Annotated in this window: 15 protein-coding genes; 7 read left to right on the top strand and 8 right to left on the bottom strand. The window is 58.1% G+C overall.

Annotated elements, in window-relative coordinates; all coding sequences use genetic code 11:
• The first annotated feature begins 16 nt into the window (after positions 1-16).
• Both AC2FJW_RS06870 and AC2FJW_RS06865 read left to right on the top strand, forming a co-directional pair.
• A complete protein-coding gene (locus tag AC2FJW_RS06870; RefSeq protein WP_185956603.1) occupies positions 17-187 on the top strand; it encodes a hypothetical protein in 171 nt (56 codons plus the stop codon).
• 3 nt (positions 188-190) lie between these two features.
• Complete coding sequence (locus tag AC2FJW_RS06865) at positions 191-1375, top strand: vWA domain-containing protein (RefSeq protein ID WP_496749587.1); 1185 nt, start codon at positions 191-193, stop codon at positions 1373-1375.
• Between the two features lie 36 nt (positions 1376-1411).
• On the opposite strand, the gene AC2FJW_RS06860 is transcribed toward AC2FJW_RS06865, so the two are convergent.
• Positions 1412-2896, bottom strand: coding sequence for an inorganic phosphate transporter (locus AC2FJW_RS06860; protein ID WP_496749585.1), 1485 nt, complete (start codon positions 2894-2896; stop codon positions 1412-1414).
• A 171-nt stretch (positions 2897-3067) separates the two neighbouring features.
• Between AC2FJW_RS06860 and AC2FJW_RS06855 the strand changes: the two genes are divergently transcribed.
• Positions 3068-3754 (top strand): M48 family metallopeptidase, encoded by a 687-nt coding sequence (locus AC2FJW_RS06855; protein WP_142633315.1) that lies wholly within the window; start codon positions 3068-3070, stop codon positions 3752-3754.
• A 71-nt stretch (positions 3755-3825) separates the two neighbouring features.
• Here the strand turns inward: AC2FJW_RS06855 and AC2FJW_RS06850 are convergent, their stop codons facing one another.
• From AC2FJW_RS06850 to AC2FJW_RS06835, 4 genes are read right to left on the bottom strand one after another with little or no spacing between them, the layout of a single operon-like run.
• A complete protein-coding gene (locus AC2FJW_RS06850; protein ID WP_496695740.1) occupies positions 3826-4368 on the bottom strand; it encodes an RSP_2648 family PIN domain-containing protein in 543 nt (180 codons plus the stop codon).
• Positions 4365-5567: an RSP_2647 family RNA methyltransferase gene (locus tag AC2FJW_RS06845; RefSeq protein ID WP_496749584.1), complete on the bottom strand. Its 1203-nt coding sequence runs from the start codon at positions 5565-5567 to the stop codon at positions 4365-4367. Before AC2FJW_RS06845 ends, AC2FJW_RS06850 begins: the two co-directional genes overlap by 4 nt.
• Before the next feature lie 38 nt (positions 5568-5605).
• Positions 5606-5878: a hypothetical protein gene (locus tag AC2FJW_RS06840; RefSeq protein WP_496749582.1), complete on the bottom strand. Its 273-nt coding sequence runs from the start codon at positions 5876-5878 to the stop codon at positions 5606-5608.
• Positions 5865-8654 carry a [protein-PII] uridylyltransferase family protein gene (locus tag AC2FJW_RS06835; RefSeq protein ID WP_496749581.1) on the bottom strand — a complete coding sequence of 930 codons (2790 nt, stop codon included), beginning with the start codon at positions 8652-8654 and terminating at the stop codon, positions 5865-5867. The genes AC2FJW_RS06840 and AC2FJW_RS06835 overlap by 14 nt, the downstream gene beginning before the upstream one ends.
• A gap of 282 nt (positions 8655-8936) precedes the next feature.
• Here AC2FJW_RS06835 and AC2FJW_RS06830 point away from each other — a divergent pair, with 282 nt between their 5' ends.
• The 4 genes from AC2FJW_RS06830 (at position 8937) to AC2FJW_RS06815 (ending at position 11150) form a co-directional block, all read left to right on the top strand.
• Entirely contained in the window at positions 8937-9359 is a 423-nt protein-coding gene (locus tag AC2FJW_RS06830; protein WP_496749580.1) for a DUF2852 domain-containing protein, read from the top strand.
• A 63-nt stretch (positions 9360-9422) separates the two neighbouring features.
• Positions 9423-9854 carry an RDD family protein gene (locus tag AC2FJW_RS06825; protein WP_142635100.1) on the top strand — a complete coding sequence of 144 codons (432 nt, stop codon included), beginning with the start codon at positions 9423-9425 and terminating at the stop codon, positions 9852-9854.
• A 75-nt stretch (positions 9855-9929) separates the two neighbouring features.
• On the top strand, positions 9930-10754 hold the full coding sequence (locus AC2FJW_RS06820; protein WP_496749578.1) for an arginyltransferase: 825 nt from the start codon (positions 9930-9932) through the stop codon (positions 10752-10754).
• A gap of 6 nt (positions 10755-10760) precedes the next feature.
• A complete protein-coding gene (locus AC2FJW_RS06815; RefSeq protein ID WP_496749576.1) occupies positions 10761-11150 on the top strand; it encodes a VOC family protein in 390 nt (129 codons plus the stop codon).
• Between the two features lie 135 nt (positions 11151-11285).
• Here the strand turns inward: AC2FJW_RS06815 and AC2FJW_RS06810 are convergent, their stop codons facing one another.
• From AC2FJW_RS06810 to AC2FJW_RS06800, 3 genes are all read right to left on the bottom strand, one after another.
• Positions 11286-13640, bottom strand: coding sequence for a TRAP transporter large permease (locus AC2FJW_RS06810; protein ID WP_271947524.1), 2355 nt, complete (start codon positions 13638-13640; stop codon positions 11286-11288).
• Between the two features lie 17 nt (positions 13641-13657).
• Positions 13658-14584 (bottom strand): TRAP transporter small permease subunit, encoded by a 927-nt coding sequence (locus AC2FJW_RS06805; protein ID WP_496691092.1) that lies wholly within the window; start codon positions 14582-14584, stop codon positions 13658-13660.
• 119 nt (positions 14585-14703) lie between these two features.
• Positions 14704-15786, bottom strand: a complete 1083-nt coding sequence (locus tag AC2FJW_RS06800; protein ID WP_142633295.1) for a TRAP transporter substrate-binding protein — start codon at positions 15784-15786, stop codon at positions 14704-14706.
• Positions 15787-15835 lie beyond the last annotated feature (49 nt).

Genomic DNA, 15835 nt, shown 5'->3' with positions numbered 1-15835 from the left:
CGGGGGCGATTAACGCATGATAGTGGTTCTGGGACTGGCGGTGCTGGGTGCGCTCCTTGGGGCGCTGACCGCGCGCAAACGCAACGGCAGCGGCGCCGATATCGCGCAATATGCAGCCGGATATGGAATCGCCTTTGCGCTGGTCGGGCTCATTCTGTCCTTGGTTCTGGTTCGCTTTGTGGTGTAGCCCATGTTTGTTCCCTTTTTCGAAAACCTTCGCAAAGCCGGTATCCCCGTATCCCTGCGGGAATATCTGACCTTTCTGGAGGGTATGAAAAAGGGGCTGGCAACCTATGATGTCGAGGCGTTCTATTACCTCGCCCGCGTGTCGATGGTGAAGGACGAACGCAATATCGACAAGTTCGACCGCGCTTTTGCCGCCAGCTTTGAAGGGCTGGAACAGATCGGGTTCGAACAGGTCCTCGAAGCCGTCGACATCCCTGCCGAATGGCTGGCGAAGATGGCGGAAAAGCACCTCAGCGAAGAGGAAAAAGCCGAGATCGAGGCCCTTGGCGGGTTCGACAAGCTGATGGAGACGCTGAAAGAGCGGCTCAAGGATCAACAAGGCCGCCACCAAGGTGGCAACAAGTGGATCGGTACGGCCGGAACGTCGCCCTTCGGAGCCTACGGGTACAACCCGGAAGGTGTGCGGATCGGCCAGAAGGAAAGCCGTCATCAGCGCGCGGTCAAGGTTTGGGACAAGCGTGAATTCAAGAACCTAGACGACACGGTCGAGCTGGGCACGCGCAACATCAAGGTCGCGTTGAAGCGCCTGCGCCGCTGGGCCCGCGAGGGTGCGGCGGAAGAGCTTGATCTGGACGGCACCATCCGCGCCACAGCCGAGCATGGATATCTAGACGTCAAAACCCGGCCCGAACGGCACAATGCCGTCAAGGTGCTGTTGTTTCTGGACGTCGGAGGCTCAATGGACCCACATATCAAAGTGGTGGAAGAGCTGTTCTCGGCCGCAAGAACCGAATTCAAACATCTGGAATATTACTACTTCCACAACTGCCTGTACGAAGGTGTCTGGCGTGACAACATCCGCCGCTGGGACCAGCAGACGCAGACCCATGAGGTTCTGCGCACCTATGGTCCCGATTACAAATGCATCTTCGTCGGCGACGCCTCGATGAGCCCTTACGAGGTCGCCTATCCCGGCGGTGCCAATGAACATTGGAACCAGGAGGCTGGCCAGATCTGGCTGCAGCGGGCGCGCGACCAATGGGCATCGAACCTGTGGATCAACCCAGTGCCTGAGAAGTATTGGGAATATACCCACTCAATCGGAATGATCCGCGAGATTTTTCAGGATCGGATGGTGCCGATGACTCTGGCCGGGCTGGAAAAAGGAATGCGTGAGCTGACGCGATAACGCCAGCCCGCGGATCAGGTTCTGCCGAGGCCGGGATTACCCGGCGATGGCCTGAATGCCCAGAAACAGAACACCCGACAACACAGCCGCCGCGGGCACGGTAATAATCCAGGCTGCAATAATCGTCATAAAGTGCGAGCGGCGCACCAGCTTGCGCCGGCGGCGTTCTTCCGGTGCCAAAACCGTCCGCTCAGGCACTGTAATGCGGGCTTTACGCAGCCGTCTTTCAGCATCCCATTCCCGGAAGAAGCCGACGCCAAAGACGGCACCCACTGCAATATGGGTCGAGCTTACGGGAAGACCCAGCCAACTGGCCACGATAACGGTGATGGCTGCGGACAGCGCAACGCAATAGGCACGCATCGGGTTAAGTTTGGTTATTTGGCTGCCAACCATTCGGATCAGTTTTGGCCCAAACAGGAACAGGCCAAACGAAATGCCAAAGGCGCCGATGATCATGACCCAATAGGGAATACTAATCGCCTGGGTGAAATCACCCGAGGCAGAGGCTTGCACGATGGCCGCCAAAGGCCCAACGGCATTGGCCACATCATTGGCCCCATGGGCAAAGCTCAGCAATGCGGCGGATACGATCAGAGGGATGCCGAACAATACTTTGAGGGATTTATTGCGGTTCTCCAGACCTTCGGATTGATGCCGAATAACCGGAATCATCACGGCCCAGACCAGCCCACCACAGGCGGCCCCGATCAACAAAGCCGTGCCGAGGTCGATTTTGACGATCTTCTTGAGCCCCTTCAGCGCCAGATAGCTGGCAAAAGCCGCTGCCATGATACCAACCAGCATCGGCACCCATTTTCGGGCCGCTGCGATCTTGTCGTCCTGATAGATAATCCGCGACTTGATGAACCAGAGAAATCCTGCGGCGACCAGACCGCCAAGCATCGGCGAGATAACCCAGCTGGCCGCGATCTTGCTCATCGTCCCCCAGCTCACTGCGCCAAAACCGGCTGCGGCGATCCCCGCCCCCATGACGCCTCCGACAACCGAGTGGGTCGTGGACACAGGCGCTCCGACCCAGGTCGCCAGGTTGACCCAAAGCGCCGAAGACAACAAAGCCGCCATCATCGCCCAGATGAATACAGTCTGCGTTCCCATGCTTTCAGGAGCGATAATGCCCTTCGCGATCGTGGAAACAACGTCACCTCCAGCGATCAGCGCGCCGGCACTTTCGAATATGGCAGCAATCGCGATGGCGCCCCCCATGGTCAACGCATTGGCCCCGACCGCCGGTCCCATATTGTTGGCAACATCATTGGCCCCGATATTCAGCGCCATATATGCCCCAAACATTGCCGCAAGAACTACGATCAGCGTGTTGTTGCCTTGTCCGAACAGGAAGGCTGCCACAAGACCTGCGACAACGATAAAAGAAAGCGCGATGCCAGACCCGACAAATGGGCGACCCACCTGGGAGGTTGCCACTTCTAGCCGAGAAAAGCGTCTAAGGTCGCGGTCAAGCGTTTCCAGGTGACGGGCTTCGTGGTCATTGTTGGACATTGTGTGTTCTCCGACGAGTTCCCGTGCGGATAAGGCGGCAGGCGGCGTTTTTCAACAGCTAGAATCCTAATGAACCCAGTTTCCACTGCGTCATGGTAGCTTGGAGACCTTTCAGGCCCACGGAAACGCTGATGCCTTGCCCTTGTGTCTGCTTATCCCCATATCAGAACCATGCTCCGAATTACTCCGATTCTTCTGGCGGTTCTGTATGCCGTGGTGATGTACCGGATCTCGGTCTGGCGCACTCATCGCGAGCTTGACCTGAAATCGACCGAACTGGCCGATCCCGCCCTCAAGCGTATGACTGACCGGCTGGCGGCGGCGCTGGGGATCGAGAGGGTTCCGGTCTATATATATGAAATCGACCCGGTGAACGGGCTTGCGGCGCCGGATGGACGAATATTCATCACACGCGGGTTTTATCGCAAGTTCCTCAATGGCGAGGTTTCCGCCGAAGAGATGGCGAGCGTCATCGCACATGAACTGGGGCATGTGGCCTTGGGTCATGCACGGCGACGGATGATTGATTTTTCTGGACAGAATGCGTTGCGGACAGCCTTGATGCTGCTTCTGAGCCGGTTCATCCCATTCATCGGTGCGATGATTGCAAACGCGCTGACTGCGCTTTTGGCGTCGCGCCTGTCACGTGGGGATGAATATGAAGCAGATGAATATGCCGCCGCCCTGCTAACCAAAGCCGGAATCGGCATCGGCCCGCAAAAGTCTCTGTTTCACAAACTTGAGGATTTGACGCAGCAACGCGCGGGCGTTGTACCCGCCTGGTTGATGAGCCATCCCAAAACGGATGAGCGGATTGCGGCGCTGGAAGTGCTTGAGCAGCGTTGGGCGCGTGGCTGAGGCTCGGCGGCGAGAGGCCAGCCTCTCGCGCTCTCCGAGGTAATTTTAGCCAGATGAAGCAGGGATCCCACTTAGCTGGCGAGCGCTTTACCCAGACGCGGCAGGCGGGCTTTTTTCATCAATCCACGCAAAGTCCATGTATCGCCTGACAGGCGGTTTGCTTCGGCCAGTACCTGCTGTGCAAGCTGGTCCAGCCCTTGCGGGTCGTTATACCAGAAACCATACAGCAGACTGTCAGGGTCACGCCGCTCAAGCCCTTCTTCTGCAAGAATATTTCTGGGGAAATCCTTGGCGTTGACCGTGACGATGGTATCCGCTGACGCGGCTACTGCAGTGGCCAAAACGTGGATATCAGCGGCGTCCGGCAGCCAGAGTCGAGCCTGCAGACCGTCATTGGCTGGGCGTTCTGCCTTGGGCCATTTGACCTGCGTCAGGGCAATCTCGGCACGGGCCTGTGCCTCGCCTTCGGGGCCCAGCTTGCGTGCGGCGCGGGCCCATTCTTCGAGGATGCGCGCCGACCATATAGGGGTGAAATGGCCCAGCCGGGCGGTGCCCAACAGCATCTCTCGCATCACCGTGGGGTAGATGACGCAGGTATCGAGTACAGCCTTCATAACCGGTAGAACACGGCCTTGAGGTAACCGCTTTCAGCCAGCTGCGGCAGTTGCGGGTGATCGGGCCCGGCAAAGCCCGTATGGATCAGTTGGGCTGAGCGCCCGGCGCGCCCGATGCCACGGGATGAGGCGTCGCGGAAGCGGCCCAGATCAGCAGCGTGCGAGCAAGAGCATAAGCCCAGATATCCGCCCGGCTTGACCAGTGTAGCGGCCAATCGCGCAATGCGTTCATAGGCCCGCAGCCCTGCATCCAGCGCCTGCCTTGATGGTGCAAAGGCGGGAGGATCACAGATAACGACGTCAAATTTAGCGCCTTCGTCGTTCAACTGAGCCAACACATCAAAGGCATCGCCTTGGCGCGTGTCGAATTGATCGGCAAAGCCAGAAGCCTCGGCCCCTTTTGCGGCCAACTCCAATGCCGCGGCCGACCCATCGACCGACAGCGCCTGTCCGGCGCCACCCGCCAGCATCGCCAACCCGAACCCTCCGACATGGCTGAAGACATCCAGTACCTGTGCCTTGGGTTGAACCAGCTGCGCAGCAAAGGCGTGATTGGGGCGTTGGTCATAGAACAGGCCGGTTTTCTGACCGCCCGCCAAATCCGCCATATAGGTTGCACCGTTCATCAACACGGGCAAAGGCGCATCCGGGACAGTGCCGCGCAAGGTCAGGTTGACATCATCCAACCCTTCCAGACCGCGTGTCCGGCCCGAGGCGTTTTTCAGCACGGTCGTCACGCCGGTCACAGCGATCAGCGCGTCGGTCAACATATCCAGATGCGCCTCGGCCCAGGCAGCGTTGGGCTGGATCACACAGGCCTCACCGAACCGGTCGATGATGACACCCGGAAAGCCATCCGCCTCGGCATGGATCAGGCGGTAAAAGGGCGAGTCAAACAGGCGTTCGCGCATATCAAGCGCGCGGCGCAGACGGGTTTCGAACCAATCAGCCGTCAGCTCGGCGTCAGGATCGCGGTCCAGCACACGGCACATGATTTTCGATTCAGGATTGACCGCCACCAACGCGATCGGCGCGCGATTTTCATCCTCGAGCACGGCCAGCGCGCCAGCAGGGATTTTGCGCGTGCGACGGTCGGTGACAATGTCATTGGCATAGACCCACGGGAAGCCATGGCGCAGGCCGCGCGCATTGGCTTTGGGTTTCAGGCGGATACGGGGACGGACTGCAGTTTGGGTCATGGCGACCTCATAGTCGCGAACGCGCCGAGGGGAAAGCCCTAGCGGTTGCGAGACCGCCAACCACCGCGCCGTTTCGGCGCCTGAGCAGATTGCAACCCTTCGGTCAGCACCTGTGTCATTGGGTGATCGACCTCATCTTTGGCATAGATGGCGTGCAGGTCAGACAGGGCTTGCCTCTGATCACACCCCTCCGGAAGGCTTAACGCCCAGTCCAGAAAGATACTGCGACATTCGGGCAATGTGATGCCATCGATGCGATAGGCCTCGCGGATCAGGCCTTTGTGATCGTTCGGATCGTCATTGCGCGGCATCTTTATCCTCCTGAATCACGCGGCCGATAATATCGGCGGCGATATCGTAGCTTTCCTGCAACGCGGCCTGCAACTGTTCTACCTGCTCATACCCGGTGGCCCGACACAGGAAGGCGGAACCGCCCTCTCCGATTTTATCGGCCTCGATAACCTTACCTGACAACAGCCGAGCTGCGCATTGCACAGACCAGCATAGATCGTAGCAATCCTTCAACGTTTGCGCCTGAGCGACATCCAAAAGCGCGGCTGCGACTGCACCGTCCAACCCGGCATGTACATCGCGCTTTGCAACACCGGACAGTAAAGAGCCTGTTTCGGCCATCAGCTCTATGTCCATCATGCGCCCGGCCCCATTCTTGGCATCCCAAATACCGGCGGGGGTTTTCGCGGCTGCCAGACGCGCGCGCATTTCGGCAACTTCGCGCAAAACCTGCGCCTGATCGCGGGAGCGCGAAACAAGCTCTGTTCGAAAGCTCTCGATATCGCCGGCCAGTGAGGGCTCACCGGCGACGGGGTTTGCGCGCGTCAGGGCAAGGTGTTCCCACACCCAGGCCTCATTCTGCTGATAGTTCGTGAAGCTGGCCCAACTGGTTGCCACCGGCCCCTGATTGCCCGAGGGGCGCAGCCGCATGTCGACCTCATAAAGTCGCCCCTGCGACATCGGGGCCGACAGCGCCGTGATCAGTGCCTGCGTGAACCGGGCATAGTAGGTCCGCGTGGCAAGAGGCCGTGGGCCCTCGGACATGTCCTGATCCAGCGGGTCGTAGATCACGATCATATCCAGGTCAGATTGCGAGTTGATCCGCCCTGCCCCTAGGGATCCCATGCCCAGCACAGCGGCACCGCGACCAGGTGCGGGCCCGTGTTTGCTAGTGAACTGGTCCACAACACATGGCAGGATCGCAGCGATCACCGCGCTAGCCAGTTCAGCATATTGCCGGCCCGCCTGCGCGCCGTCGATCAACCCGCGCAGATGGTGAACGCCGATCCGGAAATGCCATTCCTTGCACCAGCGCCGCGCCAGATCCAGTTGGCTTTCGTAGTCTTGTTCCTGCGACAGCTCTTGTTCCAGTTCGTCCTGGAGCACGGCTTGGCCCGGCCAGTCGTCAAAGAAGCTGCCGCCAATCACCGCATCAAAGACCGAGGCGTTGTGCGACAAATGCGCGGCCAATGCATGCGACGTGCCTACTATATCGACAAGCAGGTCGATAAGCTGCGGGTTGGCCTCGAACAGAGAAAACAGCTGCACGCCCGCAGGCAACCCGCGAAGGAACCCGTCCAGTGCCAGCAGCGCCTCATCCGGTTGGGCGGTTTTGGCAAGACGCGTCAGCAGCTCGGGTTTCAGCCGTTCGAAAATCCGCGCCCCGCGCTGAGAACGCAGTGATGGGTAGGTCGTCCAGCGCGCCAATATGCTTTCGTCAAATTCAACTTCTGGCAAAGGTGCACGGGCTGTCGGGCCGGGGGCGAAAAAACCTTCGGTCAACTCATGAACCTCGGTCAGCCGCCGTTTCAGATCCGCAGTCAGATCGGCGCTATCAATCCCCATCAGGCATGCAATCCGCTCAATCCCGTCCGAGGATTGCGGAATCTTATGGGTCTGCGCATCATGGATCATCTGAATGCGGTGTTCGACTTCGCGATGCGCGCGGTAGTGATCGGTGAGCTTTTCAGCCACGTCCTCGGGCACCCACCCTTTGCCGGCCAAAGCCGCCAAACCCGGAACAGTACCACGCACGCGCAGGTCCGTATCGCGACCTCCGGCAATCAACTGTCGGGTCTGAGTGAAGAATTCGATCTCACGTATCCCGCCTTGCCCTAGTTTCATATCATGACCCGGAATGGTCAGCGCACCGCCTGTCCCTTTGTTTTCGCGGATACGCAAGCGCATGTCATGGGCATCCTGAATAGCCGCGAAGTCCAGATGCCTTCGCCAGATGAAGGGGCGGAGCGTATCCAGGAAACGCTGCCCCGCAGCGATATCGCCAGCGCAGGGACGCGCTTTGATATATGCGGCGCGCTCCCAAGTGCGGCCCAGACTTTCATAGTACCGTTCGGCAGCTTCCGCAGCCAGACAAACTGGCGTCACCGCAGGGTCAGGCCGCAGCCTTAGATCCGTGCGAAATACATATCCATCCGCTGTCTTGTCACTGAGTGTGGCGCAGAAATTCCGTGTCGCCCGGACCATCCCTTGCCGCGCTTCATAGAAATCGTCCGGATCATAGCGCGTTTCGTCAAACAAAACGATCAGGTCGATATCAGAGCTGTAGTTCAACTCATGCGCACCCATCTTGCCCATGGCCAATATGATCATCCCCGCGGCAGAGGCGACATCATCTTCGGTCATCCCAGGCAATTTACCTCGCCGGATCAAGGTTGCAATCTCGGCCTTGGCGGCAACATCCGCTACCATGGCCCCGAAATCGGTTAGTGCCCCTGTAACTTTTTCCAACGGCCACGCCCCTGCCAGATCCGCCAGGGCGGTCAACAGCGCCAAACGCCTCTTGGCCTGCCTCAGCCCCGGCCTGAGTTGATCCGCAGGCAAGGCCCTTGCGGTTTCCATAACGGATGCAAGCATCGCGTCCGGTTGCGCCAAAGCTTGCGGTAGCCAGTCGGCTTCCAGATCAATCAGGCCTTTGAGATAGGGGCTGGAGCCCGCAGCCCCTGCGATCAGTTCCCCCTGCTCAGGTGTAATGCCACCCACTGCATCGCGCGCTTCGTAACCAAGTGAAGGATCAAAGGCGCGCGGTACACGGTTGACGGCAAGAAGTCCTGTCATTTCATCTCCGATGACGTGGTTTCAGTATTTCTCTGGCCAAATATCTGACCCGACATTGCAACAATTTGGCGCTTAACTCAAAACAGCGCCGCAGCAGACAACCCAGCCAATGTTTGAAAGAAACCGTGGTGCGTTAGACTGAAATTGCGCTTGTTCAGATGTCAGGTCAACCATCCGAAATTCAGAAATGTAAATCATTTTCACATTAACCTCTTGTAACTGGGTTTGGTGCCCCCATCTATTCAATGTGAAAACAATTTACATCTAACCCGGAGAGCACCAATGACCGCATTGACCGAACACGCCGTCCCTGAAAACCCGGGATGGCTCAGCCGCGCAGAGGCCTGGCTTGACGATAAAGGCAAAGGGGCCTGGATCGCTGCCATGGTCCTTGGCTTTATCTTTTTCTGGCCCCTTGGCCTGGCCCTTCTGGCCTACATGATCTGGAGCAAACGTATGTTCAACAAATCCTGCAGCCGTCGCAAATCCTGGCACAGCCACATGAGCGCAATGAAACCCTCGGGCAACAGCGCATTCGACGCCTACAAGTCCGATACTCTGGCTCGGCTGGAGCGTGAGCAACAGGAATTCGAAGCGTTCCTGCATCGTCTGCGCGAAGCGAAAGACAAGGCCGAATTCGACCAGTTCATGGATGAACGCGTCCGCGAGAACCGCGAAAGCGATGAAACCGGCGATAACGCCTGATCGACCTTGCCCTGTTCCGACAATCGGGACAGGGTACTTGAAACATCTACCGGAATGACCCGTATGCACTCCTTGCCAGACCCGAACCGACAGCCCGAGTTTTACCAGTCCGTCACGACCAAACGGTTCCTGGCCTGGCTGTTCGATATCGCCTTTATTTCGCTGCTTTGTACCGTCGCCATCGTCCTGACCCTCGGGCTAGGCGTACTGATACTCGCCCTGATTTATGCGGTGGTCAGTTTTGTCTATCGCGTCGTCACAATCGCCAACGGCTCTGCCACTCTGGGTATGCGTTTCATGGGGGTCGAACTGCGCGACGCTTTTGGTGAACGAATGGACACAGGTAAAGCGGTCGCACACACAGCCGGTTATTTTGTCAGCATGGCATTTCCGGTGCTGCAAATCATTTCAGTCATCATGATGCTAACCGGCGCGCGCGGCCAGGGCCTGACCGACACCCTTCTCGGCACGGTTATGATTAACCGTCGCGCTTAAAAGACTGTCGCGTGAATCACTTGGCGGCTCCGGGAACGGTTGTTATCATCCCGTTTCAGGAACCATAGGACATTCATGCGACACACGCTGCCAATCGCGCCGCAATTCTACGTTACGGCCCCTCAGCCTTGCCCTTATCTTGAGGGCAAGATGGAGCGTAAGCTGTTCACAGCGCTGCAGGGCGAAGGCGCGAATCAACTGAATGACTCCCTTTCCCAGCAAGGGTTTCGACGGTCTCAGAACGTCCTATACCGCCCTTCCTGCACCGATTGCGCCGCGTGTTTGTCCGCGCGGATTGACGTTTCGGCCTTTCAACCCAGCAAAAGCCAGAAACGCGCGGTCAGGCGGAACTCACATCTGCGACGCCGGGCGAATTCCCCATGGGCTACCGACGAACAGTATGACCTGTTCCGCACCTATCTTGACACCCGACATGCGGATGGCGGCATGGCGGATATGGACGTCTTCGAATTTGCAGCCATGATCGAAGAGACCCCCATACGCAGCCGAGTGGTCGAATATTCCGACCCGGAATCCGGCAATCTGATCGCTGTCAGCCTTACCGATGTGCTCGAGGACGGGCTGAGCATGGTCTATTCATTCTATAGCCCGGAACAGCCTCAGAATTCATTGGGCACGTACATGATTTTGGATCACATCGACATCGCACGCGAGGCGGGTCTGCCCTATATTTATCTTGGCTACTGGGTGCCTGGCAGCCCGAAAATGGGATACAAATCCCGCTTTGCAGGGCTGGAAGTGTACAGTCAGGGCGAATGGAAACGGGTCAAGGATCCCTATGACATTGCACATGACGGCCACCACCCGCTGTCCACCGCCCCCATCGCCGAACAGGTTGCCAGCATCCAACTGCCTGATCGTCACCCGACCAAAGGCTGAAACCTGATGCAACAAAGCCTCCACGCCGTTACGCTTGTCGTGCCGGATTACGATGATGCCGTCGCCTTTTTCACGCATACACTCAGCTTTTCCCTGACGCAGGACATCGACTTGGGCGCTGGAAAAAGATGGGTCCGCGTAAGCCCACCCGGATCCACCGAGGGCTCACTTCTACTCGCCAGGGCCGCCGATGCAGATCAGAGAACCGCAATCGGCAACCAGACAGGTGGTCGGGTCGGCTTCTTTCTGGAAACAGACAATTTCGACCGCGACTATAAGGACATGCTGGCCAAAGGCGTCCATTTCGAAGAAGCCCCGCGCCATGAACCCTATGGGACCGTAGCAGTCTGGCAGGACCCGTTCGGGAACAGATGGGATCTGATCCAATTCACCTGATCCGCATCTTCATCTGGCCAAAAATACCTCGGGGTTGAATTGACCGCAGGCCAAGAAGGGGCTGGCCCCTTCTACCGACAAACAAAGCAAAGGGGGCCCGCTGGCCCCCTTTTCATTTGAACACCTGATCTTTGATCAATTCGGGATCAGATCCGGCACGATGGTCACAATCGCAGGGAAGAACCAAAGGATTCCGATACCGACCACCTGGATCAGCACAAACGGTACAATCCCACGATAGATGTGGCCGGTGGTCACTTCTTTCGGCGCGACCCCGCGCAGATAGAACAGCGCAAATCCAAAAGGTGGCGTCAGGAACGAGGTCTGCAGGTTCACCGCCACCATGATCGTCACCCATTTCGGATCAAAAGACCCGCCATAGATTACCGGGCCTACAATCGGGATCACGATGTAGATGATTTCCAGGAAATCCAGTACGAACCCAAGGAAGAACAGCACCAGCATCACGATCAGGAAGACCGTGAATTCATTGTCAAAGCTCTTGAGGAACTGCTGGATATAATGCTCACCGCCAAACGAGATCACCACAAGGTTCAGCAACTGAGACCCGATCAAAATGGTGAACACCATTGAGGTCACCTTGGCGGTTTCCCGCACCACCGGGGTCAGCACGCCGCTGGAATACAGAACCCAGCAGCCGAACAGCAAACCGAACAGGGCATACAGATAGGCCGCATAGGCTATGATGAAGGCAATCCAGGTTTCGGCCGAGGCGCTGCTCTGATTGATGCGCAGATCAAAATTGACCCCCATCAACAGGGCAATGACCACGGCGAAGGTGGCCCAGATGATGACCTTGCCGGACCGCTCCTGATCTTGCAGCTTGCGATAGGCCGCCAGCATGATCGCACCACCCGCGCCCAATGCCGCCGCCGGTGTTGGGTTGGTCACCCCACCCAGGATCGACCCCAGCACCGCGATGATCAGAACCAGCGGTGGAAAGACCACCCGGATCAGATCATTGGTGGCACAGCGCGCCGCAGCCTCTTTGCAGCCATAGATGGCCAAGGCAAAGGGCAACGCCAGCATTACAAAGGTCAACCCTGACGAGGTTGTTGGCGACACGAACAGAATATCGACAAGCAACATCAGGATCAGACCAATGGCCCCAAGGATCAGCGGCTGTGGCGACCGTGACGGCGCAATGCCCCGACCCATCACAATGGTCAGACCCAGCAACAGAACCATCACCGCAACACCCGTTCCAATCGGAGCGGCGTTGGCAATCTTCTCCTGCTGCGCGGTGGCAAGCTCTTCCTCGGTCAGACGAGTTGATTCTGCGGCACCACCTGCGTCATCAATGGCCGTTTGCTCGGCCACGGCCTGATCCCAAGCGGATTGACCATGCAGCTCGATCATCGAGGCTTTGCAGGTTTCGGAAACGTTGGTCCGCAGCGATGCGCCCTGCCCGATATCGGAGAAGGCCGAGACCGAGACGTTCTGGCTGCCGATAACCCCCAGATTGCCCAGTAGAACTGTACCCACGATCAGCGCGACAGGCGCACCCAGCAACCAGGTGAAACCTTCTGAACGGGTAATGGGCTCTCCGCTGCCGCCGGTCATGGGCACCGCAGGCGCCTTATGCGGGTTGAGCAGCGCATAGCCAAAGGCATAAAGCGCATATAGCAGCGCCAGCATGATCCCTGGCAGCAAGGCGGCCTGGAACAAAGTACCAACCGATACGACCGCAGGCTGACCTAGATAGGTCAGTGCGTCTGTACACCCGGCATCAACCGCGCGCGTTTCTTGCGCGGTGGAATACAAGTCACCGGCCAGAGTTCCCAGCAAAACAATCACGATCGAGGGCGGAATGATCTGCCCCAGCGTTCCCGAAGCCGCGATGACACCCGTCGCCAATTCAGGCGAATAGTTGTTGCGCAGCATGGTTGGCAGCGCCAGCAAGCCCATGGTTACAACGGTCGCGCCCACGATCCCGGTTGAGGCCGCAAGAAACGCCCCCACGACCACAATCGAAACGGCCAGACCACCCGGCAACGGTCCAAAGACGCGCGCCATTGTGGTCAGCAGATCATTGGCGATCTTCGACCGTTCAAGCGTGATGCCCATCAGCACGAACATCAAAACCGCCAGAAGGGTTTCAATGGACTGACCGGCCAGAACACGCTCGTTCATGCGGTTCACGATGAACGACACGTTGCGGTCCAGAGCGGTTTCCCAGCCCGAGACAAAAACAGGCTCGGCAATCCTTGGTAAGTCCGGGAAGCGGAACACTGATATGGTATCGGGTTTAACCCCCGTGCTGACCAGATCCTGATACGCCGCAGAGCCGGTGTCGATCGCCTGGTGAATCAGCAAACCTGCGCTGTCCAATGCGGCGATGATGCCGAATGAGATCACTCCTGCCCCGCCGATGGCGAAGGCCACCGGAAAACCGGATAGAATACCTCCGAAGAGGCAGAAAAATACGATAATGAGGCCTATCTCGACGCCATCAAGTCCGAATAGCATTGTCTGGTTCTCCGTCCCTAATGCGCGCCTTCGTAGGCTTCTTCACCCTCGCCAAGGCTGTCCTTGTCGAGGTATTTTCCAACACTTTCCGGGCCTTCCACATATTCCAGATACGAGCGGTACAGGAATGCAATCGCGTGCAGGAACACCATCGCTGCGAAGGCGATCAGTAGGATCTTGAACAGGAAATAGCCGTTGAATCCGTTGGGGCTGAACCCAATGGTTTCCACGTTCCAGCGCAGCGCGCGGGACTTGGCCACCAGCCGGTCCAAAGTATCACTGGCCGAGGGCTTCGGCACGATCAGATGCCGCCACATGAAGTACCAGCCATACATCCAGGTCAGCACCGCCATCGGCATCATGAACAGTACAGCACCACACATGTCGACCACACGTTTGGCGCGGTGGCTGATGCCGGCATAGATCAGGTCAACGCGGACATGGCCGCCCTGTACAAAGGTGTAGGTGCAGCACAGGCACACGACCATGGCGTTATACAGTTTCAGCTCTTCCGCGAACCAGCTGATATCCATCTGAAACGGGATACCCAGCCCAAAGGACATATCCGGGCGGGTAAAGACCCGCTGCATGAACACGATGATGATCTGCTGAACCACCATCAAGAGGCCTGCCCAGGCGAAGAAACGCCCCGTCGTGTTGGCAAAGCCTTCAAGCCCGCGCACCATCGCCCACATGAAGTTGCGGTAGTACAGACCAATGGCCGTCAACACCAGAAACAGCGTGAAAACCACAAAGAAGAACTCGACCGACCCGCCGTAATAGACAAAGCGCATGACTGCTTCTTTGTCCGACCAGTCCAGCCAGAGTTGCGGATGCGTGATGGCGTATCCGAAATTAATGAAGGCTTCGGCAATGCTCTGAATGAACCATATCAGTCCATTCCACAGGGCGCCGAAGAACGAGATACCGTTTTCGTCCTGCATGTTGTCCCCAGGTCGCGTCAGTTGCACATTTGAGAGTTACAGTTTGTCCGACCGTCAGATGCGCAACGGGAAAGGCTCCCCCGACATGCGGGGGAACCGATTTCAAAGATCGAAGTGACTTAGCCGCGAACGCGGTCGCGCTGCGAGGTGTAGACACCTGACGACAGATTGTTCCAGGCCGAAGACGCGGCCATGGATTCCATCGCGCTGTCGTGGATGCGCTTGAACAGCTCGTCGCCCATGTTTTCGTCCAGGACTTCCTGGCTTGCGGCACCAAACGCGTCCCAAACGCTGTCCGGGAACTCCATGACCTTGACGCCACCAGCCTGCAGACGCTGCAGCGCCGCGCCGTTGTTGGCCAGGAATTGCGCCAGGTTCCACTGGTGGCATTCACCTGCGGCGATCTCGATGATCTTCTGCTGCGAGGCAGACAGGCTGTCATAGACCTCGCGGTTGGTTGCCAGCGAAAGACCCGCACCCGGCTCATGGAAGCCCGCGGTGTAGTATGTCTTGGTGATTTCCTGGAAACCGGCTTTTTCGTCAGCCCACGGACCGATCCACTCGGTTCCGTCGATCGCGCCGGATGACAGCGCCTGATACACTTCGGAGCCCGGAATGTTCTGCACGGATGCGCCCAGTTTACCCAGAGCTTTACCGCCCAGCCCCGGCATGCGGAACTTCAGGCCGTTGAAATCTTCGGGGCTGTTGATCTCTTTCGAGTACCAGCCACCCGCCTGCGCACCGGTGTTACCAGCCAGGAAGGATTTCAGGCCAAAGATTTCGCCCAGCTCGTCATGCAGTTCCATACCACCGGCATGGTAGTACCAGTTCACCAGTTCCTGGGCGGTCATACCAAACGGAACAGCGGTAAAGAATGCATAGCCCGGATGCTGACCCACAAAATAATAGTCTGCCGCGTGGTACATGTCGGCCTGACCGGATGATACCGCGTCAAACACTTCGAACGCGCCAACCAGCTCACCGGCTGCTTTGATCTCAACGTTCAGGTTGCCGTCCGACATGGTGGTGATGCTGTCGGCGCAACGCTGCGCGCTGTCGAACACACCTGCAAGGCCACGGCCCCAGGATGTGACCATGGTCAGCGTGCGCTTGCCCTGTGCATAGGCCGGTGCCGCCAGCGTGGTCGCTGCAGCAGCCGAGCCGCCCAGTGCGGATGTTTTCAGAAATGAACGACGGTCCATATGAGTGATCCTCCCCTTCATAATCATGACCCGGATTGTCCGGGCCTGT

The organism is Ruegeria sp. CDSA020, from assembly GCF_059612345.1.
The sequence above is the reverse complement of the archived record's forward strand: the minus strand, read 5'-3'. Positions and strand labels throughout refer to the sequence as shown.

What these genes read in the sequence shown, in the direction of transcription:
- AC2FJW_RS06830 (WP_496749580.1), top strand. Translation starts at nt 8,937, where the DNA reads ATGACCGCATTGACCGAACACGCCGTCCCTGAAAACCCGGGATGGCTC.
- AC2FJW_RS06845 (WP_496749584.1), bottom strand. Translation starts at nt 5,567, where the DNA reads ATGACCCAAACTGCAGTCCGTCCCCGTATCCGCCTGAAACCCAAAGCC.
- AC2FJW_RS06815 (WP_496749576.1), top strand. Translation starts at nt 10,761, where the DNA reads ATGCAACAAAGCCTCCACGCCGTTACGCTTGTCGTGCCGGATTACGAT.
- AC2FJW_RS06825 (WP_142635100.1), top strand. Translation starts at nt 9,423, where the DNA reads ATGCACTCCTTGCCAGACCCGAACCGACAGCCCGAGTTTTACCAGTCC.
- AC2FJW_RS06855 (WP_142633315.1), top strand. Translation starts at nt 3,068, where the DNA reads ATGCTCCGAATTACTCCGATTCTTCTGGCGGTTCTGTATGCCGTGGTG.
- AC2FJW_RS06865 (WP_496749587.1), top strand. Translation starts at nt 191, where the DNA reads ATGTTTGTTCCCTTTTTCGAAAACCTTCGCAAAGCCGGTATCCCCGTA.
- AC2FJW_RS06850 (WP_496695740.1), bottom strand. Translation starts at nt 4,368, where the DNA reads ATGAAGGCTGTACTCGATACCTGCGTCATCTACCCCACGGTGATGCGA.
- AC2FJW_RS06835 (WP_496749581.1), bottom strand. Translation starts at nt 8,654, where the DNA reads ATGACAGGACTTCTTGCCGTCAACCGTGTACCGCGCGCCTTTGATCCT.
- AC2FJW_RS06840 (WP_496749582.1), bottom strand. Translation starts at nt 5,878, where the DNA reads ATGCCGCGCAATGACGATCCGAACGATCACAAAGGCCTGATCCGCGAG.
- AC2FJW_RS06820 (WP_496749578.1), top strand. Translation starts at nt 9,930, where the DNA reads ATGCGACACACGCTGCCAATCGCGCCGCAATTCTACGTTACGGCCCCT.
- AC2FJW_RS06800 (WP_142633295.1), bottom strand. Translation starts at nt 15,786, where the DNA reads ATGGACCGTCGTTCATTTCTGAAAACATCCGCACTGGGCGGCTCGGCT.
- AC2FJW_RS06810 (WP_271947524.1), bottom strand. Translation starts at nt 13,640, where the DNA reads ATGCTATTCGGACTTGATGGCGTCGAGATAGGCCTCATTATCGTATTT.
- AC2FJW_RS06805 (WP_496691092.1), bottom strand. Translation starts at nt 14,584, where the DNA reads ATGCAGGACGAAAACGGTATCTCGTTCTTCGGCGCCCTGTGGAATGGA.
- AC2FJW_RS06870 (WP_185956603.1), top strand. Translation starts at nt 17, where the DNA reads ATGATAGTGGTTCTGGGACTGGCGGTGCTGGGTGCGCTCCTTGGGGCG.
- AC2FJW_RS06860 (WP_496749585.1), bottom strand. Translation starts at nt 2,896, where the DNA reads ATGTCCAACAATGACCACGAAGCCCGTCACCTGGAAACGCTTGACCGC.